This window comes from Pseudoscardovia suis (assembly GCF_002797875.1).
GTDB lineage: Bacteria > Actinomycetota > Actinomycetes > Actinomycetales > Bifidobacteriaceae > Pseudoscardovia > Pseudoscardovia suis.
In genome coordinates this window covers 156,328-180,317 of the sequence record NZ_PGFC01000004.1, presented here as the reverse complement: position 1 = coordinate 180,317, position 23,990 = coordinate 156,328, and the positions used below count along the sequence as shown (strand labels likewise).

Annotated in this window: 17 protein-coding genes; 5 read left to right on the top strand and 12 right to left on the bottom strand. The window is 60.6% G+C overall.

What is annotated here, in order from left to right; all coding sequences use genetic code 11:
* Nucleotides 1–241 precede the first annotated feature (241 nt).
* Nucleotides 242–889 carry a TIGR01440 family protein gene (locus tag CLV65_RS06205; protein WP_094691921.1) on the top strand — a complete coding sequence of 216 codons (648 nt, stop codon included), beginning with the start codon at nucleotides 242–244 and terminating at the stop codon, nucleotides 887–889.
* Nucleotides 890–970: 81 nt separating this feature from the next.
* Here CLV65_RS06205 and orn read toward each other — a convergent pair whose 3' ends face one another.
* Nucleotides 971–1,675, bottom strand: coding sequence for an oligoribonuclease (gene orn / locus CLV65_RS06200; RefSeq protein ID WP_094691922.1), 705 nt, complete (start codon nucleotides 1,673–1,675; stop codon nucleotides 971–973).
* A 193-nt stretch (nucleotides 1,676–1,868) separates the two neighbouring features.
* Here orn and CLV65_RS06195 point away from each other — a divergent pair, with 193 nt between their 5' ends.
* Entirely contained in the window at nucleotides 1,869–2,699 is an 831-nt protein-coding gene (locus tag CLV65_RS06195) for a carbon-nitrogen hydrolase family protein (RefSeq protein WP_094691923.1), read from the top strand.
* Here the strand turns inward: CLV65_RS06195 and CLV65_RS06190 are convergent.
* Nucleotides 2,696–3,655 carry a hypothetical protein gene (locus CLV65_RS06190; RefSeq protein WP_094691924.1) on the bottom strand — a complete coding sequence of 320 codons (960 nt, stop codon included), beginning with the start codon at nucleotides 3,653–3,655 and terminating at the stop codon, nucleotides 2,696–2,698. The two genes, CLV65_RS06195 and CLV65_RS06190, sit on opposite strands and share 4 nt — an antisense overlap.
* A 208-nt stretch (nucleotides 3,656–3,863) precedes the next feature.
* Here CLV65_RS06190 and CLV65_RS06185 point away from each other — a divergent pair, with 208 nt between their 5' ends.
* The 3 genes from CLV65_RS06185 to CLV65_RS06175 all read left to right on the top strand — a co-directional run bounded on the left by CLV65_RS06185 (nucleotide 3,864) and on the right by CLV65_RS06175 (nucleotide 9,130).
* A complete protein-coding gene (locus CLV65_RS06185; RefSeq protein WP_158216111.1) occupies nucleotides 3,864–7,469 on the top strand; it encodes a starch-binding protein in 3,606 nt (1,201 codons plus the stop codon).
* Nucleotides 7,470–7,478: 9 nt separating this feature from the next.
* On the top strand, nucleotides 7,479–8,447 hold the full coding sequence (locus CLV65_RS06180; RefSeq protein WP_094691926.1) for a hypothetical protein: 969 nt from the start codon (nucleotides 7,479–7,481) through the stop codon (nucleotides 8,445–8,447).
* 143 nt (nucleotides 8,448–8,590) lie between these two features.
* Nucleotides 8,591–9,130 carry a peptidylprolyl isomerase gene (locus CLV65_RS06175; protein ID WP_094691927.1) on the top strand — a complete coding sequence of 180 codons (540 nt, stop codon included), beginning with the start codon at nucleotides 8,591–8,593 and terminating at the stop codon, nucleotides 9,128–9,130.
* Between the two features lie 441 nt (nucleotides 9,131–9,571).
* Here CLV65_RS06175 and CLV65_RS06170 read toward each other — a convergent pair whose 3' ends face one another.
* The 10 genes from CLV65_RS06170 to CLV65_RS06125 all read right to left on the bottom strand — a co-directional run bounded on the left by CLV65_RS06170 (nucleotide 9,572) and on the right by CLV65_RS06125 (nucleotide 23,907).
* Nucleotides 9,572–11,284, bottom strand: coding sequence for an ammonium transporter (locus CLV65_RS06170; RefSeq protein WP_094691928.1), 1,713 nt, complete (start codon nucleotides 11,282–11,284; stop codon nucleotides 9,572–9,574).
* A gap of 1,955 nt (nucleotides 11,285–13,239) precedes the next feature.
* The gene (locus CLV65_RS06165; RefSeq protein WP_094691929.1) at nucleotides 13,240–14,307 is read right to left on the bottom strand and encodes a hypothetical protein; all 1,068 of its coding nucleotides are present in this window, start codon (nucleotides 14,305–14,307) and stop codon (nucleotides 13,240–13,242) included.
* Between the two features lie 1,652 nt (nucleotides 14,308–15,959).
* Nucleotides 15,960–17,501: an IMP dehydrogenase gene (guaB, locus tag CLV65_RS06160; protein ID WP_094691930.1), complete on the bottom strand. Its 1,542-nt coding sequence runs from the start codon at nucleotides 17,499–17,501 to the stop codon at nucleotides 15,960–15,962.
* A 168-nt stretch (nucleotides 17,502–17,669) separates the two neighbouring features.
* Nucleotides 17,670–18,320, bottom strand: coding sequence for a hypothetical protein (locus tag CLV65_RS06155; RefSeq protein WP_094691931.1), 651 nt, complete (start codon nucleotides 18,318–18,320; stop codon nucleotides 17,670–17,672).
* Nucleotides 18,313–19,440 (bottom strand): glycosyltransferase family 4 protein, encoded by a 1,128-nt coding sequence (locus tag CLV65_RS06150; protein WP_094691932.1) that lies wholly within the window; start codon nucleotides 19,438–19,440, stop codon nucleotides 18,313–18,315. Before CLV65_RS06150 ends, CLV65_RS06155 begins: the two co-directional genes overlap by 8 nt.
* Entirely contained in the window at nucleotides 19,437–20,162 is a 726-nt protein-coding gene (locus CLV65_RS06145; RefSeq protein ID WP_094691933.1) for an L-threonylcarbamoyladenylate synthase, read from the bottom strand. The genes CLV65_RS06150 and CLV65_RS06145 overlap by 4 nt, the downstream gene beginning before the upstream one ends.
* A 79-nt stretch (nucleotides 20,163–20,241) precedes the next feature.
* Nucleotides 20,242–21,000 carry an ABC transporter ATP-binding protein gene (locus tag CLV65_RS06140; RefSeq protein ID WP_094691934.1) on the bottom strand — a complete coding sequence of 253 codons (759 nt, stop codon included), beginning with the start codon at nucleotides 20,998–21,000 and terminating at the stop codon, nucleotides 20,242–20,244.
* Nucleotides 21,001–21,100: 100 nt separating this feature from the next.
* Entirely contained in the window at nucleotides 21,101–22,564 is a 1,464-nt protein-coding gene (locus tag CLV65_RS06135; RefSeq protein WP_144441918.1) for an FtsX-like permease family protein, read from the bottom strand.
* A 367-nt stretch (nucleotides 22,565–22,931) separates the two neighbouring features.
* Nucleotides 22,932–23,462, bottom strand: a complete 531-nt coding sequence (locus CLV65_RS06130; RefSeq protein WP_094691870.1) for a hypothetical protein — start codon at nucleotides 23,460–23,462, stop codon at nucleotides 22,932–22,934.
* A 13-nt stretch (nucleotides 23,463–23,475) separates the two neighbouring features.
* Nucleotides 23,476–23,907: a hypothetical protein gene (locus tag CLV65_RS06125; RefSeq protein WP_144441911.1), complete on the bottom strand. Its 432-nt coding sequence runs from the start codon at nucleotides 23,905–23,907 to the stop codon at nucleotides 23,476–23,478.
* Nucleotides 23,908–23,990 lie beyond the last annotated feature (83 nt).

The following is a 23,990-nucleotide window of genomic DNA, read 5'->3' as shown; positions in this document are numbered from 1 at the left end:
TCATTTCAGCATACGCCGTAGCCATCCGTTGAATCCTGTGCGAATTGTGGACGGGATTCCAAGATTCAGCACGGGATTTGGCAAGGATTTCGGCACGGATTGTTGCAGTGTTTATTCAACGGTTTTTGGACAAGGATTATCGGCGGGGTTATTCGGCAGGCGAACGCGTTCAACAAGCGATATGCCCACTTACAATTCTTTTAGAAGACTTGGAAATTGACTGTGAAAAGGACCGGCAGATATGAACGATTCCTCCGCATCACACAACAGCACAGCGAGCGCAGCCAGCGCAACACAATCCCCCGCCCCCACCGGCGAGGAGCTCGCCTTCTATGAGAAGGTGCGCGAACAGGCGGCGCAGGCGGCGCGCGAAGTGCTCGCCGCCTCGCATGAAAAGGCAGGCGACATCTTCGTGGTCGGCTGCTCATCAAGCGAAGTGCTGGGCGAGCGCATTGGCACGCACACATCCATGCGCGTAGCACCGTATCTTTTTGATGGCATCCAATCCGTGCTCAAGCCCGCCGGCGTGTTTCTCGCGGCGCAATGCTGCGAGCATCTCAACCGCGCCATAGTAATGGAGCGCGGCTGCATGGAACGCTATGACCTCGAGCAGGTCAACGCCATTCCCCAGCCCAATCATGCGGGCGGCGCGTTCGGCACCATCGCCTACCAGCGCTTCGACGACCCGGTGTTGGTGGAAGACATCCGGCACCTCGCCAAAGCGGGCATGGACATCGGCGACACCCTCATCGGCATGCATCTGCGTCCCGTCGCGGTGCCGCTGCGCATCTCGCTGAGCCAGATTGGCAGCGCCCACCTCGTGTGCGCGCGGTACCGCCCCAAGTATGTGGGCGGATCGCGCGCCATCTATGACGAGAGCCTCATGTAGGCCGGCAATCCCACGGATTTGCAATCTGCGGAATCAGTAACCCCGCCGATCAGCAATCCGCGGGATTAGCAATCCCGCCGATCAGTAATCCGCCTTCTGCGGGGTGTTCGGATCCTCCACCGGATTGCCGTCCTCCTCATACACGCGCAGCAGGCTCGTGCGCTCCACGTTCGCCGCGCCTGCCTTCGCCGCGTCAGCATCAGGACCGGGCTGCGGCACAAAACACATGTCACGGTAATAACGCAGTTCGTCCATCGACTCGATGATGTCCGCCAAAGCGCGATGACCGCCGTGCTTGGCGGGCTTGTTGAGGCTCACCTGCGGATACCAACGACGCGCCAGCTCCTTGAGGGTGCTCACATCGATCACGCGGTAATGCAGCAACGCCGTGAGGTCAGGCATGTAACGGTCAAGGAACTTCTTGTCGGAGTGAATGGAGTTGCCCGCCAGATGCGCCTTGCCATTCGCCGGCAGGAAACGCTTGACGTACTCCACCACTTGGCGCTGGGCCTCCTCCAAAGGCAGGCCGCTGCGGTTCCATTCGTCCACAAGCCCCGAAGACGTGTGCATATGGCGCACGAAGTCGTTCATGTGAGCCACCGCCGCGTCGCTGGGCTTGATGACCACGTCGATGCCCTTGTCGAGCACCTTGAAGTTGAAATCAGTGGGGACCACGGACACTTCGCACAGCTCATCGTGGAAGATGTCAAGTCCCGTCATCTCGCAATCGATCCAGATCATGCGGGATTCCTCAGGTGTGAACACCTGATTGTCATCATGTGCCATGTGCGGCGTCCTTTCATGGGGTCATAGGGCGGAACCTTGATTCCGCCTCTGCAGAACGTTACAGGGTATCGCGCATCGCGGAGCATTGCAACCCGGTTCCCGCCGTGATTCGCCATGCTGCTGCAATGCCTCTGCCGCGCTGCTGTGCTGCAATGTCTCTGCCACAGTCGCGGCATTGCAGCACACTGAGTGCATGAGAATCGCACTCGCCCAAATGCACATGGCTGCCGCCGCCGATGACACCGTAACCGCAGTGGACCGCAACCTGACGCGCAGCATCGACCTCATTGAACGCTCCGCCGAAGCCGGTGCAAGTCTGGTGATGTTCCCCGAAGTGCAGCTTTCCCCGTTCTTTCCCCAATATCCCCGCAAACGCAGCCCCTACGGCGATGCGTCCCAATTTGCAATGAACATCGACGGGCCACAGGTGCACGCGCTGCGCAAGGCCTGCGCCACATACGGCATCTGGGCAAGCCCGAACCTTTATATCGAACAGGACGGCTCACGATACGACACGAGCTTGCTGATCAGCAGCACGGGTGAACTCGTCGGCACACAACAGATGGTGCATATCGCGCAGGCTGAGAAATTCTATGAGCAGGATTATTACGCACCCGGCGACGGATTCCATGTGTTTGACACTCCGCTGGGGCGCATCGGCATAGTGATCTGCTTCGACCGGCACTACCCCGAGTCGATTCGCACCAGCGTGCTGCGCGGAGCTGACCTTGTGCTTGTGCCCACCGCCAATACGTTGGCCGAACCGCTGGAGATGTTCGATTGGGAGGTCAGGGTGCAGGCCTTCCACAACAGCGCGATAGTCGCCATGTGCAATAGGTGCGGAGCGGAAGACGGCATGGAGTTCTCCGGCCGATCCATCATCGCCGGGCCGGATGGCTCCACAGTCGCGCAAGCCGGTGCCGGTGACGAACTGCTGCTAGCTGACGTGGACCTTGCCGGCGCCCGCGCAATGCGCGGTTCCAAACCCTACACGCAATTGCGCCGGCCTCGGCTTTATGTTTAGTTTTCGGGTGGGGCGGGTGTGATGCGCGTGGCGCGCGCGGCGTCTCCGAGGGCCTGTTCCAGGCGGGCCGCCATGCGGGCGCGGCGCCCGGGGGACTCCACGTCCAGGCACAGGCGCACGGCCGAGCCCCCGCCCACGGGCGCGACCAACGCGATGGAAAGGAAGGAGGCGTTGCGCGCCTCCCAGCGCACGCCGAACGGGCCGCCGTCCCACGCGCCGCGAGACACGGAACGGGGCTCCCCGCACGAGACGCGCCACCGCCCCACCCACTCGTCCCACGCATCGTCCCCGCCGGGCCCGTCCCAGTCGCCCTCCTCCAGGTACACCCATGCGACGGGCTCCCCGTCCCGTCCGGGCAGCGACCACTGGAGCAGCACCTCGGCCGCGGACGGAGTCTCCTCCACGAACCCGCCGGCCGGGGCGGGCAGCGTCACCACGCTGCCGTCGCACGCGCTCGCGCTCGCATCGGGCGGCGCGGCCGGGGCCATGCCGCCCGGATGCTCCGCCTTCCACCCGTCCAACGCCGCGTACGCATCCAGCACCGCACGCCCCAACGCCACCGGCGGCGCACCAACAGGAACCCGGATGCTACACACCTCGTCGCCTACCAAATCACGGTTGCGTGGAGGATAAGCACATACATAATATGAACCATCCTTGTTTTTCATGGCAGTCACGAAATCATTGTTGCGTGCGAACGACCTCCACGTCTTGTACTTGGTGTCGTGCCGCCAGCAGTTCTGCTGCTCCTCTAGGTCCATCTCGATGGGACCGGTGCGCTCGATGTACGCATACGCTTGCTCCAGCGCCTCGCCGATCTTCTCCGCGGTCGCATCGGCGCCCCGCAGGCTCACGAAGAACCTGTCCGTGAGCCTATCTATGCCCCAGCACAGCACATACGGCAGGAACAGGAGCCTGTTGCCCTCCCGGTTCACAGCGACTTCCATGCTCATCATTGCGCAATCCTCCTTCACTTCGCAATCTTGAAAACAACCTGCACGGCATGCACACTCAAACCAGCATGCACACTCGATTTGCATCGGGATCACTCATCTGTTGTAATTGAACCACACCGGCCACGGGAGCGCCGGCTACAAGGAAGAGAGAAAGTCTATGAGGAATTCCCGTCTTTCTTGCGCACTGTGCGCAATACTTTCGATACTCATGATGCTACCCGTCCCGATGGCTTTCGCCGCCACCGAGACATCCCCAGCAACAACCGACGAATCCAGCGGAACAACGATTCATTATTACGATTCCGCCGGATGGTCGGAGCCGTTCGCATACGTGTATGGCGATGATGTGCATTCGGCTTCATGGCCGGGTGTACGAATGGCTGATGAAGGCGAAGGCTGGTACAGCGTCACTGTGGATGCGACGCATGGATTGCGCGTGATGTTCAGCGACGGCGGAAAATCCCAGCATCCTGGGACAAACCAACCCGGTTACCTTGTCGATGGCGAGACATGGTTCGTGGGGAGTGAACAATACGATTCCATGCCCCAAGGTCTCACCGTGCACTTCTACGATTATGCAAACTGGGGAACGGTCAGGATGTACTACTATTCCGACGCGGCCAGAGGGCCGACATGGCCCGGTGATGCCATGCATGCGGAAGGCGATGGATGGTACGCCGCCACCATTTTCGGAATGCAATCCGCACGCGTGCTGTTCAACGACGGAGGCTCTCGACAAATACCGGCAGCCGGTGAGGAAGGCACGCTGGTAACCTCCGAATCGTGGTACCGCAACGGGGCATGGACCACCACAAAACCTGACGGCGTGCTCGTGCTGTTCCACAAACCATCGGACTGGAACGCTCCACGCATCTACTATTACGCTTCCGACACCGACACCGGCCCCGCTTGGCCCGGCAGTGCGATGAAGCAAGTGTCAAACGAGTGGTATTCCTATGTGATAACGAAATATTCCACTGCACGAGTGCTGTTCACCGACACCACGCAACAGAGCCCCGCAAGAGGGGCCCCTGGCTATGAAGCATCAGGTGTGTGCAGCTGGGACAGCGGCACATGGTCGTGTGGAGAACCAACTAACGACGGCGATGACAATGACATCCCGGATGTGCTTGACGCGGTTTTCGGCGGGGACTTGGATACCGATGGTGACGGGCTGACCGATGGTTTCGAAGCAATGAGGACGGGTACGTCCCTTTCCGATGTAGATAGTGACGCCAATGGCGTACCTGATGATGCCGAGGATCCCGATAACGATGGACTGGTGAATTCAAAAGAGCGGGATCTTGGAACGGATCCCCTTGCTGCAGACACCGATGGCGACGGATTCGATGACGGCGAGGAGGCAATACGCACCGGCACCAATCCGCTTCGCGCCGACACGGACGGCGACGGTGTGGACGACCGCCGTGAAATCCGATGGGGCACAGATCCATTCACGCCTCAGCATGCGTTCGATGTGACGGTGCCGGCAGATGACGCCGAGCAGGACGAAGTGAACGTGTCTGTATCGGTGAACCTTCCTGCCGACCAAGCCGCCACCGTGAAGGTCCGGGCATACAACAACCCGACGTATTTTCCGGAGGACATGCCGGGGCTTATCGGGAACGCATACGAGTTCACCATCGACGGACAGGTAGGTTCGGCAACGCTGCGTTTCCGCTTCGACGAAGTATTGTTGTCTGACCCAACGTTCGATCCAGTGATTTGCTGGCTGGACGAAACAAATCAGCGCTTGGAAGAACTCAACACGGTGGTGACGGGGAATGAAGCCACTGCAACTGTTTCGCATTTCTCAAAATACGTGCTGATAAACAGAACTGTTTTTCGTGATTCTCTCACGTGGGAAGATATGTGGAGCACGGAGCAGTACACCGCGGTTCAAGTCGTGTTCGTCATTGATGATTCGGGAAGCATGTCGGGCAACGATCCCGGAAAAAAGCGCCTTTCCGTTGCCCGTGACCTTATAGGACGTTTCCCTGATGGTGCACGCGCAGGAATCGTGCGTTTCGCGGACAACCAAACGGACCTGACCGGGGGCCTGCAGGATGCGGGAACAGCTATAAGCGCTCTGAGCGACCTGAATTTTCACAACTTGGGTGGCACCAACATGTACAAGGGTTTGCAAAAAGCCCTAGACATGTTCGAAGGTGAAGACGACACAACGTTACGCACCATCATTGTACTTTCCGATGGAGAGACCTACGACGCGAACCTGCATGACACGGTGGTTGCAGCAGCCAACAAACGTAAGGTCAAGATCAACACCGTCGGCTTGGGAGGAGGCGGGCCGGGAGGCTCGTTCGAGCAACGCATGAAGATGCTTGCCAGCCAGACCGGCGGCGAGTCATATCATTCCCAAGATGCCGATGCGTTGAACGGTATCTATGAGAACATCGGCAAGCTCATTGATATCGAGACCGACAGCGACGGCGATGGCATTGCCGATTGGTACGAAGACCATCTTGCACTGTTCAATGGGACTTCGCTCACATTGGACAAAAATAACCCCGACACTGACGGCGACGGCATTGTAGACGGGGACGAGATCGCCCAGCTCGAATACGCATACAACGCCAACCGCACCAAGGTGACCGTAACAGGGCGGCTCATCTCAAATCCCGCACTGGACGATTCGGATGGTGACGGTATTGCCGACAGCGACGAATCTGATTTCACAACCGATGCGTTGAATCCTGATACGGACAATGATGGTCTTGACGATGGCGATGAAATACGCCGGAACTTCGACCCAACCAAGTCCAATCTAGACGGCGACAGCTTCCCCGATGGTGCAGAAGTAGCAGAAGGCTTCAGCCCTTACGTCTATGACAAGAATTGGATTGAGCAATTCACGTGTTTCGCCGTAGGCGCGCTCGGCGGCGATTTCATTACGGATGACAATGATCCCGTGACGTTCGCCGGTCAGGTTATCGGCGGCGTCGTTCCTTTCTCCGACATCCGTGACGTGATTGCAAACACCATCCATCACGATTACCACTTCGCAGCACTGAGCGCCGTTGGAATCGTCCCTGTAGTAGGTGACGTCTCCAAGAGTGTGGCGAAAGCAGGAAAGTTCATTCTGCGCAACATCGACGATCCTGCGAAAGCTTCGAGACTGCTGGGCATTTTGGAAAAGCGTTGTCCGAGCCTTGTCGAAAAACTGGCGGGGAGCGATGAATTCGTCGAGGCAGCTGCGGAATTCAATGAAAGAGGTTACACCAAGCTCACCAAGAATGAAAAACGGCATCTGGTTGAGGCATTCAAGCAAGCAGGCCTTGGCGATAACTTCATCTCGTCCACCCGTGACCTCCCCATCAAGGAAACGGCTACTATCGGCGGAAACGTCTGGGATGAAAAAGGGCTGAAACGCGGCAGTATCATCGACGAATATCTCAACGGGCATTCCACCGGACGTGGGTTGGGGCGCACGTTCCCCGTCGCGGACAGACTGGAAGACAGAAAACTGGTGAGCACGAAAAGCCTCGACCTGGACGCAAACAGCTATCAAGATCCCAACACGTTACGACGCAAGCTTGAGAAATACATAGCGGATTTGGAAGGATTCGAGGACAATTATCTGAAGAAAGTCGACGACAACGGTAACAGATACCGGCCCATTCACGGTGGTAATGATAATTTGACTACCGCGGATTATGACTTCAAGGTCCTGGAAGTCGTGTTTCCGGACACACCAATCACCAACAAAGTGGCTGAGACGCTCAGGGTGTTGCATGACACCCATGCTGGTTTGAGTGTGCATGACGTGCAGGTTGTTTTCAAGATCGCGAAGTGAAGGAGGATCATGTCTAGGGAGATAATCGAGTTGGTTGCTGTGAATCGGGAGGGCGACAGATTCCTGTTCTTCCCGTATGTGAAATGCTGGGGCATACTGCGTGTCACGGACAGGTTCTTCGTGAGCCTGCGGGGCGCCGATGCGACCGCGGAGAGGATCGGCGAGGCGCTGGAGCAAGCGTATGCGTACATCGAGCGCACCGGTCCCATCGAGATGGACCTAGAGGAGCAGCGGAACTACTGGCGGCACGACACCAAGTACAAGACGTGGAGGTCGTTCGCACGCAACAATGATTTCATCATTGTCTGGAAGTACGAGGACGGAGTCTGTTGGGTGCACGCATACCCGCCGAGGGTGGGCGAGGACCTCGGCGACGAGGTGTGTAGCATCCGGGTTCCTGCTGGTGCGCCGCCGGTGGCGTTGGGACGTGCGGTGCTGGATGCGTACGCGGCGTTGGACGGGTGGAAGGCGGCGCATCCGGGCGGCATGCCCCCGGCCGCGCCGCCCGATGCGAGCGCGAGCGCGTGCGACGGCAGCGTGGTGACGCTGCCCGCCCCGGCCGGCGGGTTCGTGGAGGAGACTCCGTCCGCGGCCGAGGTGCTGCTCCAATGGTCGCTGCCCGGACGGGACGGGGAGCCCGTCGCATGGGTGTACCTGGAGGAGGGCGACTGGGACGGGCCCGGCGGGGACGATGCGTGGGACGAGTGGGTGGGGCGGTGGCGCGTCTCGTGCGGGGAGCCCCGTTCCGTGTCTCGCGGCGCGTGGGACGGCGGCCCGTTCGGCGTGCGCTGGGAGGCGCGCAACGCCTCCTCCCTTTCCATCGCGTTGGTCGCGCCCGTGGGCGGGGAGGCGGCCGTGCGCCTGTGCCTGGACGTGGAGTCCCCCAGGCGCCGCGCCCGCATGGCGGCCCGCCTGGAACAGGCCCTCGTGGACGTCGCGCGCGCCACGCGCATCACACCCGCCCCACCCGAAAACTAAACATAAAGCCGAGGCCGCATCTCCCTCCCCGTGTGCGCACAGGCACACACGGCGCCCACAGGAGAGCGCGCCACGCGACGGATGTTCAGCGAACGCCGCCCATCCGTCGCGTGGCGCACAACCGCAGTGGGTATGATACGGCTATGACACAAGCAATCATTCATACGTCTGAGGGCGACATCACCGTCGACCTGTTCGAAGACAAAGCACCCTTCACCGTCCAGAATTTCATCGCTCTCGCCGAAGGCAGCCAGGAGTGGCGCGACCCCGAGACGGGCGAAACCCGCAATGACGCGCTGTACGACAACACGACGTTCCACCGCATCATCAAGGACTTCATGATTCAGGGCGGCGATCCTGCCGGCAATGGCACCGGCGGCCCCGGTTACATCTTCGACGACGAAATCAGCGACGTGAAGTTCGACCGCCCCTACTTGCTCGCCATGGCGAACGCAGGCATCCATCCCGGTCCTGACGGCCGCATGCACGGCACGAACGGCAGCCAGTTCTTCATCACCACCGTCCCCACTCCGTGGCTTGACGGACACCACACGATCTTCGGCGAGGTCAGCGACGACGACAGCAAGTCTGTGGTGGACGCCATCGAAAGTGTGGCGACCGACGCGCGCGACATGCCGCTCGAACCGGTGACCATCGAATCCATCGAAGTGCTCGAGGACTAATAATCGCTAACCTGCTGCAGCGGTGCCCGCCGTTGCACATCCGCATACCCTGTGTAACCCCTCGTGGCTGGTTGCACAGGGTTTTTCTTGTTCATGCCTCGCTTTCTTTTGTATCCCCGCATCTCCATTTCTTTGTGTCTTTACAAGGGCACACACGACCGCTAGCCCGCTGTGCAAGCGCGCCGAGCAGCGGATCAAATCACAAGGCACACCAAATTGCATCACGAGGACTCACAAAACGGCATACAGGGGACACAATACGGCATACAAAAACCTCTGATGACGTGAATCATTGACAAATCATCAGAGGTTTTCTTATGTGTGCTCAGCTTGATCAGACCTCAGTTTGATCAACACGCAGCCTGATCAACATGCAGGCTGATTGGCGTTGAGCCAAATCACTGCGGACAGCGCACCTTGCCAAACGGCATCGCCGCGGCATCAGCGCACGGTCATGTCGAGCGCGGCAACGCCATCCTCACCGGTGGACACACGGTAGGTGTCAGACACTGCGGAGATGAAGATCTTGCCGTCGCCCGGTTCGCCCTTCTCGCCGGAACGCAGCACCTTGGTGGCTGCGGCGACCACGAGCTTGGGGTCGACTTCAGACACCACGATGTCGACTTGGATCTTGGGCAGCAGGTTGAAGTTCGTCTTGACGCCGCGGAACTGGCCGGTCTTGCCAGCCTCCACGCCAGCGCCCAGCACATTGCTGACCGTCATGCCCGTCACGCCGATGCGCGCCAAGGTGTCCTTGAGCTCCACGAACTTGTCTTCCTTGCACATGATGGTGATCTTCGTCATCGTGGTGCCCGGCGTCTTGACCGGCACAGGCTTGAGATCCTTCACATCCACGCCACCCGTGGTCTGGGAGGCGATTGCGGGGACGGTGGGCAGGAAGCCTGCATATGCAGTGGCCAGACCGTGTTCGGAGACATCGAGGCCAGTGACCTCCTCGTCGGCGCTCACACGCAGACCGACGGTGGCGCGCAGAATCGCGAACAGCACGATGGCGCACACGATGGTCCAGGCGAGAATGGCCACGCAACCGAGCAGCTGAATGCCCAGCTGCTTGAAACCACCGCCGTAGAACAGGCCGGCGCCGACTTCGACACCGTATTCGGAAGCGATGTTCGGATTGGCGAACAGGCCCACGGCGATGCCGCCGAACAGACCGCACAGGCCGTGCACGGAGAATGCGCCGACCGGATCGTCGATGTGGAGCTTGGTGTCAACGAATTCCACCGACAGCACCACGAGGATGCCGCAGATGATGCCGATGATGATCGCGCCGATTGAATCCACAACGGCACACGGAGCGGTGATGCCGACGAGGCCTGCGAGCGAGGCATTCAGCGTCATGCCCACATCCGGCTTGCCGTCCTTGATCCACGTGAAGAACATCGTCGTGCAGCAAGCGACCGCCGGGGCAATCGTCGTCGTCACGAAAATCTGCGCGACCTGCGCGACGGAAGTGCCTGCAGCGCCGTTGAAGCCATACCAACCGAACCACAGGATGAAGCAGCCGAGGGCACCGATGGTGATGTTGTGACCGGCGATGACGTTAGCCTTGCCGCTCTTCGTGTACTTGCCGATGCGCGGTCCCAGGAAGATGGCGCCGATCAAAGCGGTTACGCCGCCGACCATGTGGATGACGGTGGAGCCTGCCCAATCGAAGTAACCCAGCTGGCTCAGCCAACCGCCGCCCCACACCCAGTGGGCTTCGATCGGATAGATGACGAACGAAATGAAGAATGAATAAATCACGTATGAAATGAACTTCGTGCGCTCTGCCATGGCGCCGGAGACGATTGTCGCGGCCGTGGCGCAGAACACAAGCTGGAACCAGAAGTTCGACCAATCGACGCTATCGAATCCACTCGTGGACAGCATGCCCAGGGTGGGCTTGCCGAGGAAGCCGCCCACGGCATCCTCACCACACATGAGGCCGTAGCCCAGGAACAGGAACGCCACGGTGCCAATACAGAAATCCATGAGGTTCTTCATGATGATGTTGCCGGCGTTCTTCGCTCGCGTGAAGCCCGCCTCGACCATCGCGAAGCCTGCCTGCATGAAAAACACCATCGTGGCGCCGAGTATGTACCACACTCCGAACACGCTGTCGGAAATCGCACTTGCAATGTCGCTTGTCATGTCACTGCCTTTCTCTCTTCTCAATGCACATTCACGCCTCACAGCACATGTGCGCTGCACGGCACATTTGCGTTGCACGAGCGGCATGCACAATCACTGATCGTTAGGAACTTTGACAGTGCCAACACTAGAAATGGGCTGTTTCATCTGACAGGGAGAAAGGTTTCGTGTATCTATCAACTGTTACCGCATAGAAACACCAACGACACATCGGTTGCTGAGCCGAGGGTGAGCAATCCTGCACCCTCGGCAACAGATGCCCACACCAACTGTCCCTAATAACAACCCAACCCGCGCCCAAGGCACACAACCCCGCACCCTCGGCCGCAGATAGCCGCGCCAACCACAGCCTCAGCCCACCTAACCCATGCCCAGGGAGCACGACCCCGCGCCCTCAACAGCAGATGCCCACACCAACCACCGTCCCAGCCCGCCTAACCCATGCCCAGGGAGCACGACCCTGCACCCTCGCCCACAAATGCCACTGCCTGTCACAACCCCAACCCGCACAACCTGCACCCGGGGAGCACCACACTGCACCCTCAACCGCAGAAAACCCCATCAACCATCTCCATCACCACTCCATCCCCTGTCCAAGGCACACAACACCGCACCCTCAGCAACAGATGCCCGCGCCAACTGATCTCATCGCAGCCCCAACCCGCGCCGAGGGCACATAACATTGCACCCCTCAGCCGCAGATACCCGCGCCAACCGCCCCCATCACCGCGCCAACCCCACCGAGGTCGCACAACACTGCACCCTCGGCAGCAGATACACGCGCTGGCCGCCTCCCTCACCACGCTACCCGCGCCCAGGGCGCACGGCCCTGCACCCTCGACAACAGATGCGCGCGTCAACCACACTCATCACCACAGCATCCTTCACCCAAGGCGCACAATCCCGCACCCTCATCAACGGATACGCGCGTCAACTAATCTCATCGCAGCCCCAACCTGCGCCCAAGGCGCACAACCCCGCATCCTCGGCAACAGATGACCACGCCAACCACCCCATCGCCGCGCCAACCCACGCCCAAGGAACACATTCCTGCACCCTCGGCAGCAGATGCCCACGCTATCCGCAACCTCAACCCACCTATCCCACGCCCAGGGTGTACAACACCGCACCCTCAGCAGCAAATGCGCGCGCCAACCACACTCATCACCACAGCATCCTTCACCCAAGGCGCACAATCCCGCACCCTCGGCAGCAGATACACGCGCTGGCTGCCTCCCTCGCCACGCTACCCCGCGCCCAAGGTGCACGGCCCTGCACCCTCAACAACAGATGCCCGCGCTAACTGATCTCATCGCAGCCCCAACCCGCGCCGAGGGCACACAACATTGCACCCCTCAGCCGCAGATACCCCTACCCGTCGTCACAATCACCACGCCAATCAACGCCCAAGGAGCACTACAATGCACCTTCGGCAGCAGAAAGCCCCGCCAATCACTCTAAACGTCACCCCATCACACACCCAGGGAGCACCACACTGCACCCTCGACAACAGGTGCCCCTGCTGGCCGCAACCCCAACCCACCTAACCCATGCCCGGGGAGCACAACACTGCATCCTCGACAGCAGATACCCCCGCCAACCACCACCCCAACCCACACAACCCACGCCCAGGGATCATCATTTTGCACCCTCGCCCGCAGAAACCTACACCAGCCACACCCATCCCCACCCCATCCTCCGCCCACGGCACACAACCCCGCACCCTCGGCAACAGATGCCCGCGCCAACCGCCCCATCACCACGCCAACCCCACCGAGGGCACACAATCCCGCGCCCTCGGCAGCAGATACATCCACTAACCGCAGCCTCAACCCCATCCAACCCGCATCCAAGGAGCACAACATTGCCCCCTCGACAGCAAATGCCCGCGCCAACTGCCCTCGTCATCATGCCAACCCCGCCGAGGGCGCACAATCCCGCACCCTCAACCGTCATCATTGCCCTTCCCTATCACCCAGCCGAGCACGCGATCGTCTGCGGTCGGTCAACTGACGCAAGCTCATTGGCATCCCGAGCGGCGTCACCTTGCCACCGCGCCGTGCAATGCGGTCGACCACGCTGCGCACCAAGCCTTCCCGCCGACTTTCCTCATACAAGTCATTCCGTGTCACGTTAATCAGCGACCATTGCGCATCGCCAAGCAATTTTATGCGCCGCTGATCGTTTTCCCACGCCTCTGCATGATGCCGTCCGTCGTATTCCACAGCGACGCGCCATTGCGGAAATGCAAGGTCGAGATAATAGCGTTGCTTCGCACCACGCTCATCCGTAACATCAACCGGCATGTTGACCGCGGGACACGGCAGGCCGTAACTCTCCAGCAGAAGCCGCACCTGTGTCTCGGGCGGCGAATCCGCCCCTTCACGCATGAGGCGCAGTGCACGGCGGCAGTTGCGCAATCCTCTCGGAGCTGACAGACCTTTATACTCAAGGTCCCGCTCAAATTCGCGCATCCTTCGATCGAAATCATCAAGAGACAGCCATCGCATATCGGCATCGCGGCGCATCATCGCATCACCGAGCAACACGAGTTCCGTCAGTCCCACATACGACGCGAACATCAGCCACGTGTCAAGCGGAGCAACACACGTGATGCCGCAACTGGTAATGGTTTCCACCGGATGGCTCCACTGTACGCACCGCAATCCCCGCATTCGTCGGCGCGACGCACGTGAATCGGCAAGGATGACAAGGTCCTCGGCTGGAGTTGGCTCCGCGGCCTCATCTCTCCAGCCATTCGAGGGCGAACATTGCGTAGACGCTGATGACGGGAATGGCGCACGGCGGCGCAACCGCAACTGTTCTTCGACTTCACGCGGCACCTCGATGCATAGCAATTCCAGCGCGGTGTCAAGGCCGAAAACCAGCTGCCGTGATGTGCGGCTTTGCGCTTCACGGCAGCGCGCCAAGGTCTCTGCGCGTTTGCGCAGCAATGCGACTTTGGTCGATTCGAAATGGATTCTTTCTGATTGCTCAAGCAATCGTGATTTCTTCGTGCTCATGCAGGCACCGTACCAAAATACGCCGGCGCGCAGGGGGCATTTTGACAAATGTTGATAACTGGCATCTGCTTCAGCAATCGAGATTGCCAATTAGGGCTTAAATACGGGGGTATCAATACCTGAGGGAGTTATCCACAGGGACGATTTCCACAATGTCTCGCCGCCTTCCCCAGACAGCAAATGCTTCAATAATCAGTGCCGATGGTGCAGCATTACACACCCTCAACCGCAAGTCAGCAGCTCTCAGCCACGCACAGCCGTCATAACTAACACCCAGGGAGCACAATCCCGCACCCTCGGCAACGGATGTGCACGCTTGGGGTTAACCCAACCCACCTATCCCCCACCGAGGGAGCATGATCCCGCACCCTTGGCAGCAGATGCGCACGCCAGCCACCACCTCAACCCGCCTAACCCACGCCCAGGGAACACACTCCTGCACCCTCGGCAGCAGATGCGGTCGCAAACTGACATCATCACCGCGCCATCCTTCACCCAAGGAGCATAATCCCACACCCTCGGCAACGGATGCGCACACCAGAGCCACCGCCTCCGCCCTCCTAACCCACGCCCAGGGAACGCACTCCTGCACCCTCGGCGCAGATACACACGTCGACTGATCTCATCGCAACCCCAACCCGCGCCCAGGGAGCACCACACTGCACCCTCGGCAGCAGATGCGGTCGCAAACCGCCACCATCACCGCACCATCCTTCACCCAAGGAGCATAATCCCACACCCTCGGCAACGGATGCGCACACCAGCCACCGCCTCCGCCCTCCTAACCCACGCCCAGGGAACGCACTCCTGCACCCTCGGCGCAGATACACACGTCGACTGATCTCATCGCAACCCCAACCCGCGCCGAGGGCGCACGACACTGCCCCCTCGGATGCAGATGCGGTCGCAAACTGACATCATCACCGCGCCATCCTTCACCCAAGGCACACAATCCTGCACCCTCGGCAACGGATGCGCACGCTTGGGGCTAACCCGACGCACCTATCCCACGCCGAGGGAGCATAATCCCGCACCCTCGGCAACGGATGCGCACGCCAGCCGCAACCCCAACCGGCCTTCCCAGGCCAAAGGAGCACCACACTGCACCCTCGGCGGCAGAAACCCCCGCCGGTTGCAGCTCCAGCTGTCCCACCCCACGCCCAGGGAGCACAACATTGCACCCTCGGATGCAGATGCGGTCGCAAACTGCCATCATCACCGCGCCATCCTTCACCCAAGGAGCACAATCCCGCACACTCGGCGGCAGACACCCACACCAGCTGCAACCTCAACCGGCCTTTCCCATGCCCAAGGAGCACAATCCTGCACCCTCGGCAGCGGAAACCCCGCCGGCTGCAGCCCCAACCCAAGCTATCTAGCACCCAGGGAGCACAACAATGCACCCTCGGCGGCAGAAGCCAGCGGTGACACAGCCTGCGCCTCGCGTCAGCCCCGCACTGCCCCACCTGCCAGCGCATGCAAAGGCCCCGCGACTGCAAGAGCAGACGCGGGGCTTTGAGCTAACGGTTTTATGAACCGTGGGGGTTGCCGACTAACAATCGGTGGGGAATGAACCGGACGGACCGTCTAAAGCGGGCGGTTAGCGAACCGCGCGGATCACCACCGATAGCAAACCGCCTAAACCGTGCGGATCACTCGTGGAAACCGGTGTAGTTCGGGGCTTCCTTGGTCATGACGATGTCATGCGGGTGGGATTCGCGCAGACCGGCGTCGGTGATGCGCACGAAGCGACCCTTCTGCTTGAGCTCGGGGATCGTGCGGGAACCGGTGTAGAACATCGTCTGGTGCAGACCACCGACGAGTTCATACAGCACGTAGTTGAGGGAGCCGCGGTACGGCACTTCGCCTTCGACGCCTTCCGGCACGACCTTGTCGTTGCTGGTGACATCGGCCTGGAAGTAGCGGTCCTTGGAGTAGGACTTCTTGCCGCGCGGCGCCATGGCACCCATGGAGCCCATGCCACGGTAGACCTTGTACTGCTTGCCGTGCAGCAGCACCTTCTCGCCCGGAGCTTCCTCGGTGCCTGCGAGCAGGCCGCCGAGCATCACGGAGTCAGCGCCAGCCACGATTGCCTTGGCAATGTCGCCGGAGTAGTGAATGCCGCCATCGGCGATGAGCGGGATGCCCGCCGGGTTGCACGCCTGGGCTGCGTCATACACGGCGGTCAGCTGCGGCACGCCCACGCCAGCCACGATACGCGTGGTGCAGATGGAGCCGGGGCCGACGCCCACCTTGACAGCGTCAACGCCAGCGTCGATGAGGGCCTGTGCGCCTTCGCGGGTTGCGACGTTGCCGCCGATGATGTCCACGCCGCGGAATGCGGGATCAGCCTTCAGGCGCTTGATCATGTCGATCATGAGCTTGGCATGGCCGTGAGCGGTGTCGACGACGAGCACATCCACGCCAGCGTCCACCAGAGCGGTGCAACGCTGCCAAGCATCGCCGAAGAAACCGACGGCGGCTGCGACGCGCAGACGTCCCTGCTCATCCTTCGTGGCGTCCGGGTACTGCTCGGTCTTCACGAAGTCCTTGACGGTGATGAGGCCGGCGAGCTTGCCTTCGTCATCGACGAGCGGCAGCTTCTCGACCTTGTGCTGGGCGAGGAGCTTGTGGGCGTCCTCCTTGGAGATGTTCGCCGGGCCGGTCACGAGGTTGTCCTTGGTCATGATGTCCTTGACCTTGAGCGTGTCGTAATCAGCGGGGTCGACGAAGCGCATATCGCGGTTGGTGATGATGCCGACGAGATGGTTCTCGTTGTCGACGACTGGCAGGCCGGAGACATGGTAGGCGCCGCACAGCTTGTCGAGTTCCGTGAGGGAGGCTTCGGGCTGCACGGTGAGCGGATCGGTGATCATGCCGGATTCACTGCGCTTGACGATGTCGACCTGGTTGGCCTGGTCTTCGATGGAAAGATTGCGGTGCAACACACCGATGCCGCCGTTGCGGGCCATGGCGATGGCCATCTGGGCTTCGGTCACGGTGTCCATTGCGGCAGAAATCACCGGGGACTTCATCGTGATGTTGCGGGTGAGATGGGTGGATGTATCAACTTCAGAGGGAATGACATCGGACTCGTTCGGGAGCAGCAGGACGTCATCATAAGCCAATCCCAGCTTCTGGAATGGCGCGGGAAGTGGATTGTAGTTGTTGTCAGCTGTGTTATCGAAAGCCATAAAAATACTTTATGGGTCACGCACGACTTCGACACGTCGAATCCTCAGACACGCCGCAACGTTTCGCCGTGGGATGAAATGAAATCCGACCTGCGCCTTCTTCACCGTCGAACGCGTGAGAATCAGCCTTTGAACGCATCCACATTCACCATTGAATGCGGGCGAATCTCACACTTGCGCAGGTCCGGATGTGCGCGCAGAATCGCCAGGATTGAAGTCATCAAGCACGGGAATACGCGCGGAATGAAGCGCCAGCACGTTCACGTTGTCCCCCACCACTACGCCGGCGGCAAGGGCCACGCCGAAAACCCACCTGTCAAGTACACCCGCGGGCATGAACGCAATCACAGCCCACACACCCACCATAACAAGCACGATTTTCACACCCCACCATGCGACCATGCGCCTGGAAAGGTCAGCGCCCCGCGCGCCTCGCGACGCGGATCGCGCAGCAATCAACGGTGTCGCCTCGCACACGAACAGCGCCAACACACCTGCGATCGCAAGAGAGATAAGAGCCGCCGCCTGAGCGTGGAACGTCAGAGTGAGCACCACTGCGGCGATTGCGAATCCGCCGACAATCACCGCTGACGACCATGCGGCCGCCCGGCGCAGGGCACGGGCGAGAGGGGAATTGCCGCGCATACCGCAGTCGCGGTCACCATTGCGTTCGCCACCGCTGCGTTCGCCACCGCTGCGGTCGCGACCGCCACGCCGGCCACCGTTGCGTTCGCCGCCGCGGCTGCTGCTGTCACAACCACCGGCACCGGCACCGGCACCGGCACCGGCACCGCCATCATCACGCATGCGATCAATCATGATGATGCCCCGGCTTATTGAGCTGCCGATTCACACGCACGCGCTGCACCAACCATGGGCGCATCGTGAGCACGATGAGCACCGCCGCCGCGCACAAGCACAGCCCCACCACCTTCTGCCAGGTGTAGAACATCGTGAGCAGCGAGCCAAACGCAAACAGCGCCGCCCACGCCCACAGGATGAGCACGGCACCCTGCACGGAATGCCCGATGCGCAGCATGCGATGATGCAGATGCTGACGATCCGGGTGCATCGGTGACTGGCCGCGCGCCAAGCGTCGCACAACGGCGAGAATCATGTCGAGCAGCGGCAGGAACAGCACAAACAGCGGCAGAAGCACCGGCATGATGGCAGGCACATACTGGCTCGTGTGAAGAGTGGCGGGGTCGAGATGGCCGGTCATGATGACGGATGCGCAGGTGACGAGATATCCCAGCAACATGGATCCGGAATCCCCCATGAACAATTTCGCCGGATGCCAGTTGTGCAACAGGAATCCCACGCACACGCCCACGAGCGCCACGTCGATGAGCGTGGCAATGGACGCGTAGCTGGGGGAATGCCGCGCAATCATGTAGGAATATGCCCCGAACGCGATGCCACCAATGCCCGCGATGCCCGCCGCAAGGCCATCGAGGCCGTCGACGAAATTCACCGCATTGATGGACACGACGAGCACGAGTGCCGTAAACGCTGCCGACAAGCTGGATGACGCTGTGACAAGAGACCCGAACGGCAGCGACACAATGCGAATGCCGCCCCACGAAACAAATACGGAAACGCCAAGCTGCCCGGCGAGTTTGAGCATCCAATCAAGATCAAAAATGTCATCAAGCACGCCAAGCGCCACGATGAGCACCGCGCCGATTGTGACGATCCACGCCTCGTCGTTGCCGATGAACGCATTGGAAATGAATGGCAGCCGTGAGGCGAACACAATCGCCGCCACGAAGCCCGCGAGCATGCCGACTCCACCCATGCGAGGCGTGGGGATGGTGTGCACGTCGCGGGCGCGCACCTTGCCGACGGCACCGAATTGAATCGCCAAGTGCCGCACAAGCGGCGTGAGAAGCCACGTGAAGGCACAGGCGATGACAGCAATGAACAAGTAGATTCTCATGCGGTCGCCTTACTGAGATCCTTGCTGTGCGCTTCTCCATCAGCGTTGCGCGCAGCGATAGCGGCATGCAACGCCGCTCGGATCGCTGATTCTTTAATCACGCCTTCGCGCACCATGCGAATGCCATCGGCACCAGTCGGATCCGCCGTCACGATGGTGCTCGCCACCGGTCCTGGCGTTGGCCCGCCGTCAAGGTACAAGTCAACGGAATCGCCCAACTGCTGTTTCGCCTGCTCGACGGTAGCGCATGATTCGCCGCCTGAGATGTTGGCGCTGGATGCTGCGAGCGGCCCCACGGCTGCGATGATGCGCCGCGTCACATCGGAATCAGGCACACGCACGGCCTGCGTGCGGTCGTCGACGCGCACCGTGGCAAGCGGGCATTGCTCGCCCGCGAGGCAAATCGGCGAGAATGGGCCGGGCAAGAATCGCGCAGCAAGGACATCCAAAGGCGCAGGCAGGCTCAGGCCTAAAGATGCCAACCTGTCTGGGGAATCCAACAGCACCTGCAGGGACTTGGTACGCGGACGGCGCTTGACCGTAAAAAGACGGTCGATTGCCGCATTGTTGGTCGGATTGCACGCAATGCCGTAAATCGTGTCCGTGGGAATGACCACGAGACCGCCTGCTGCAATGATGCGTTCTGCCTGCGCCAGCGACTCGTCGCTCACCGGCAGGACCGGTGCCGCATGCCGCGTGTGCGATGTGCAAAGTTGTTCCATACTCGATTCCATCGCATCCCATGCTATTGCCTGCCGTGCATTTTCACACCGCGGGAACACGCAACAGGCGGCGAATCGGCTAGTCGGCATGCGCGATGGAATCGACGATCCTGCCGTCACGCAGAACCACCGTGCGGTCGGTACGGGCGGCGAGCTCGAGGCTGTGCGTGACCATGACGACGGTGGTGCCCGTCTCGGCGATCTGCCTGAGAAGGCCGACCACGATGTCCGCGTTCTTCGAATCGAGTGCACCCGTCGGCTCGTCGGCGAACACAATGCCTGGCGAGCACGCGAGAGTGCGCGCGATGGCGATGCGCTGACGTTCGCCACCCGACATATCGGATGGATATGCGCCAGCGAGATACCCCACGCCGAGACGACCCATCGCATCCTCCGCCAGCCGCCGCGCCTGGCCTGCACGATGTCCGCACAGGCGCAGCGACAACTCGATATTCGCCCGCCCGGTCAGCGAATCGATGAGGTTGTAGTCCTGGAAGATGAAACCCGCGGTATCACGCCTGACCACAGACACATCTTGGCGCGACATGCGAGTGATGTCGGTTCCGCCAAGCCGTACCGCTCCTCCGTCCACGCTTTCCAGTCCCGACAGGCAGTACAGCAGTGTGGATTTCCCGGAACCGGACGGCCCTACGATGGAGACGAATTCACCAACATCTGCGGAAAAATCCACGCCGTGGAGCACCTCGTTCCATTCCTTGCGCCTGCCGAGGCGGAATCGCTTAATCACGCCTTGCGCTTGTACTGGCCGCCAGTCTTCGGCCGATTCAGGTGCATCGCTTGCGGTTGCGTCGGTTTTTGTGTTGTTGTGAGAAATCATGGCTGGTCCTTGAGTCTGTTAGACATGTGTGATGAGTGAAGATATGGATGGAGGCGCGGGAATCGTGGTATCACGAACGGGATCTCCGCGTCACCACTCGTTATCTGTCCGTTGCACGAACGATAGTGAGCGGATCGCGCTGTGTTTGTAAGGCGAGTATTGAAACGAGCAGGATTGCGAGAAGTGCAAATCCCGCTGCGATGATGCAGAACGCACTGGAGTTGATGCCCGCATAGCCGGCGCCCGGAACTGGTCCTGCGCCCAACGCCGCACCGATGGCCAGCGCATTGACTTCGAGAATCGCAACGGTCAGGATGGCCGCGACGAGGGAATAAACGAAGGCTTCCACAAAGCCGGACGCGATGATGGCACGCCGCGGAACGCCGGCGACCATGAGCAGTGCAGTATCGGTTTTACGTTGAGCGCCTGTGATGACGATGATGCAAAACGCCGCGACCGCGGCGAGGATGATCGGTGACATGAATTCGAAGACGATTTGCCCGGCGGGAGTCACCTGCAACTCGGATTCGGGAACGCCCCGGGCACGTGAGACGTTCCTGATCTGCCGTACAAGCCCCATGATGGCGCCGACGGTACCCGCCGCCACGCAGATAGGCGTCACCATGGCGGTCGACATGCGGATGCGACGCCTGGCAGAGCCGCACGCCAAGAAGGAGCCCAGTCCTCCCGATTGCGGGATGAGACGGGACACGACTGCGACGGCAAGAGGCACAACAGCGGATTCGCACAATGCGAGTGCAAGAAGCCAACCCAAGGCGCAGCCCCAATAGGCCGCCATCAGGCCGTCCAAGGTGTCGGAGGAAATGGTGGATGGCTGCTTCGAAATCGCTACATATCCGGTGATGATTCCTACCGCCACGGCGATACCCAAAAGAAGACGCACAGGGTGGTGGCGCGTTCTCGACAGGCCCGTGTCGCGCACGACCGTGGCGATATCGATGTGGGAGATGGACCTCATGCTGGCCGCTCCGGCAAGCGCCGTCACCGCTATGCCGGCAGCGATACCGATCGGAAGCGCGATGGCGGAAATCGATTCGTGCATTTCATCGATCGAGGGAAACGATACGCGAAGGGCCCACGACGAGTAAGCCGGCCACAGAAACCAGGCGACCAGGCCACCGAGAATGCTGAAGATGACGGCATCGATGACAAGAGAGCACCAGTACAAACCCTGACTCTGCCTGACACTGGCACCCGCCAGCTGCCACCGCGCGATGCGCGGCGAATCCACGGCGATTGACGTGGAAACAACGGCGGGGACGATGGCCAGCACCCCGAACGCAATGAAAGCCAGTTGCATACCGCCTAGGGAGATGTATTCCTCACCAATGTCGCGCAATCCAAAGTCAAGGTCATCGGCATAGGGGGCGCCGGCGGCGATGAAGCCGATCGACAGGCACAGCAGACACACCGCCACCGCCAGGAATACGCCCAATGCGATCCATTGGCGACGACATGCATGCATCTCTTCCGCGATGAAACGAATCATCGAACCGTCACCTCCTGATATCCGCAGCATCATGGCGCCGAATATCTTCCTCATGTTACATTACGGAAAAGTAGGTTGCATAAGAACACGGAAACTCTAGGTGCCTCAAGGATGGCCGGAGGCCTTTGCGCAACGGCGCATCGGTTCCGTCGACGTTAGCGTTGGTTACGGACTCTGCATGGGCACGAGGCGAGAGATGATGCAAGACAACAAAAGCAACTCGGACAACACACCCTCAACGACGTTGGATGACCTGACCCAGTATCTTTTCAGCTTCAGGTACTCCGGCGATGATGACGACACGACGATCGAGAAATATGAATCCGCGGCCGATGGCGTTCTCGAAGGATATCTATGCCGCGCCCGCCCGATTCCACCGTGCACATCCCATCACCCCATCGCCCCGGCAACTCGTCGCCTATCACTCCTCGTCACCCCAGTAATACGAGAAGAAGCAGTCCTTCTGCTTCTCATAGCGAGGGTTATCCGCCCCGACGTCAACGTAACCGTCACCCCATTCCACCGCACACGACCCGCCGTCGTAAGGCACGTACACCACGAACCGACGGCTCCAGAGCACATCGCCCCCAGGACCGACACGCTCCAGCGTGAACCGCGTTGGCGTCCCGGACATGATCGTGGCGCTGGCCAGCATGTCCGCCCTCAGGCTGTACGTCCCGTCGGGCGACTGGGACCTGCACCACGTGCGGTTGCCGATGTACGGCACTGTGGTTACCCCGTAATAGAGAAGAAACACCAGCAGGAACCCAAGGAACGCGTTCAGCGCCGTCGACATGCCATGGAGCGCGTGCGCGCCGCCGGTCGGCCTTCCCCTTTCCACAAGCCACAAGACGAAATAGAACGCCAGCATAACGATGCACAGTGGAATGGCAAGGCACGCAATCACCAGTGCGACGAATATGATCAGATGAAAGACCTCCACGGGTTCCATGACACCCTCCCGTTCAGTCGGTGACGGGGACGAGGAAGGCCTCATCCGACGGGCAGCCTGGGAAGGAGACGCGCACATACCTGCCGCCAGGCTTCCCGCCGAGACGTCGTACACGGTCGTAGGAGTCGGCCAAGGCCGGGTCGCCCGTCGCGCACTCCGGAACGACGAAAGTCCGTCCGCCATCGGCATCATCCCAGTTCGCCCACAGGAGCAGACATGTGCCTGCAACGCCGGGACACGTCGTCCTGATGGCGTCCCAGCCGGAATTGCCAGCGGGTTGGTCATAGAAGCCCAACTGAATCTGGAAGCACAAGGCCGCCACCAGCAGCTGGAGCAGAATCGCCGCAACGAACTTCACCACTACGCGTCGCCCGATTCCATCCGCCGTCGGATCGCCACCACTCGCCCGGACGGCGCTCGCAGCCGGAAATCTCAATCGTTTCATCTCCAACCTCACCCCATGAGAAAATCAGTAAAAATACGGGCAGCGTTCCAGCGCGCGAACGCAAGCCGCCGCAGCAACGCGCA

Excerpts from the sequence above, each read along its gene's own strand:
- CLV65_RS06205 (WP_094691921.1), top strand. The coding sequence starts at position 242 with ATGAACGATTCCTCCGCATCACACAACAGCACAGCGAGCGCAGCCAGC.
- orn (WP_094691922.1), bottom strand. The coding sequence starts at position 1,675 with ATGGCACATGATGACAATCAGGTGTTCACACCTGAGGAATCCCGCATG.
- CLV65_RS06195 (WP_094691923.1), top strand. The coding sequence starts at position 1,869 with ATGAGAATCGCACTCGCCCAAATGCACATGGCTGCCGCCGCCGATGAC.
- CLV65_RS06190 (WP_094691924.1), bottom strand. The coding sequence starts at position 3,655 with ATGATGAGCATGGAAGTCGCTGTGAACCGGGAGGGCAACAGGCTCCTG.
- CLV65_RS06185 (WP_158216111.1), top strand. The coding sequence starts at position 3,864 with ATGATGCTACCCGTCCCGATGGCTTTCGCCGCCACCGAGACATCCCCA.
- CLV65_RS06180 (WP_094691926.1), top strand. The coding sequence starts at position 7,479 with ATGTCTAGGGAGATAATCGAGTTGGTTGCTGTGAATCGGGAGGGCGAC.
- CLV65_RS06175 (WP_094691927.1), top strand. The coding sequence starts at position 8,591 with ATGACACAAGCAATCATTCATACGTCTGAGGGCGACATCACCGTCGAC.
- CLV65_RS06170 (WP_094691928.1), bottom strand. The coding sequence starts at position 11,284 with ATGACAAGCGACATTGCAAGTGCGATTTCCGACAGCGTGTTCGGAGTG.
- CLV65_RS06165 (WP_094691929.1), bottom strand. The coding sequence starts at position 14,307 with ATGAGCACGAAGAAATCACGATTGCTTGAGCAATCAGAAAGAATCCAT.
- guaB (WP_094691930.1), bottom strand. The coding sequence starts at position 17,501 with ATGGCTTTCGATAACACAGCTGACAACAACTACAATCCACTTCCCGCG.
- CLV65_RS06155 (WP_094691931.1), bottom strand. The coding sequence starts at position 18,320 with ATGATTGATCGCATGCGTGATGATGGCGGTGCCGGTGCCGGTGCCGGT.
- CLV65_RS06150 (WP_094691932.1), bottom strand. The coding sequence starts at position 19,440 with ATGAGAATCTACTTGTTCATTGCTGTCATCGCCTGTGCCTTCACGTGG.
- CLV65_RS06145 (WP_094691933.1), bottom strand. The coding sequence starts at position 20,162 with ATGGAACAACTTTGCACATCGCACACGCGGCATGCGGCACCGGTCCTG.
- CLV65_RS06140 (WP_094691934.1), bottom strand. The coding sequence starts at position 21,000 with ATGATTTCTCACAACAACACAAAAACCGACGCAACCGCAAGCGATGCA.
- CLV65_RS06135 (WP_144441918.1), bottom strand. The coding sequence starts at position 22,564 with ATGAGGAAGATATTCGGCGCCATGATGCTGCGGATATCAGGAGGTGAC.
- CLV65_RS06130 (WP_094691870.1), bottom strand. The coding sequence starts at position 23,462 with ATGGAACCCGTGGAGGTCTTTCATCTGATCATATTCGTCGCACTGGTG.
- CLV65_RS06125 (WP_144441911.1), bottom strand. The coding sequence starts at position 23,907 with ATGAAACGATTGAGATTTCCGGCTGCGAGCGCCGTCCGGGCGAGTGGT.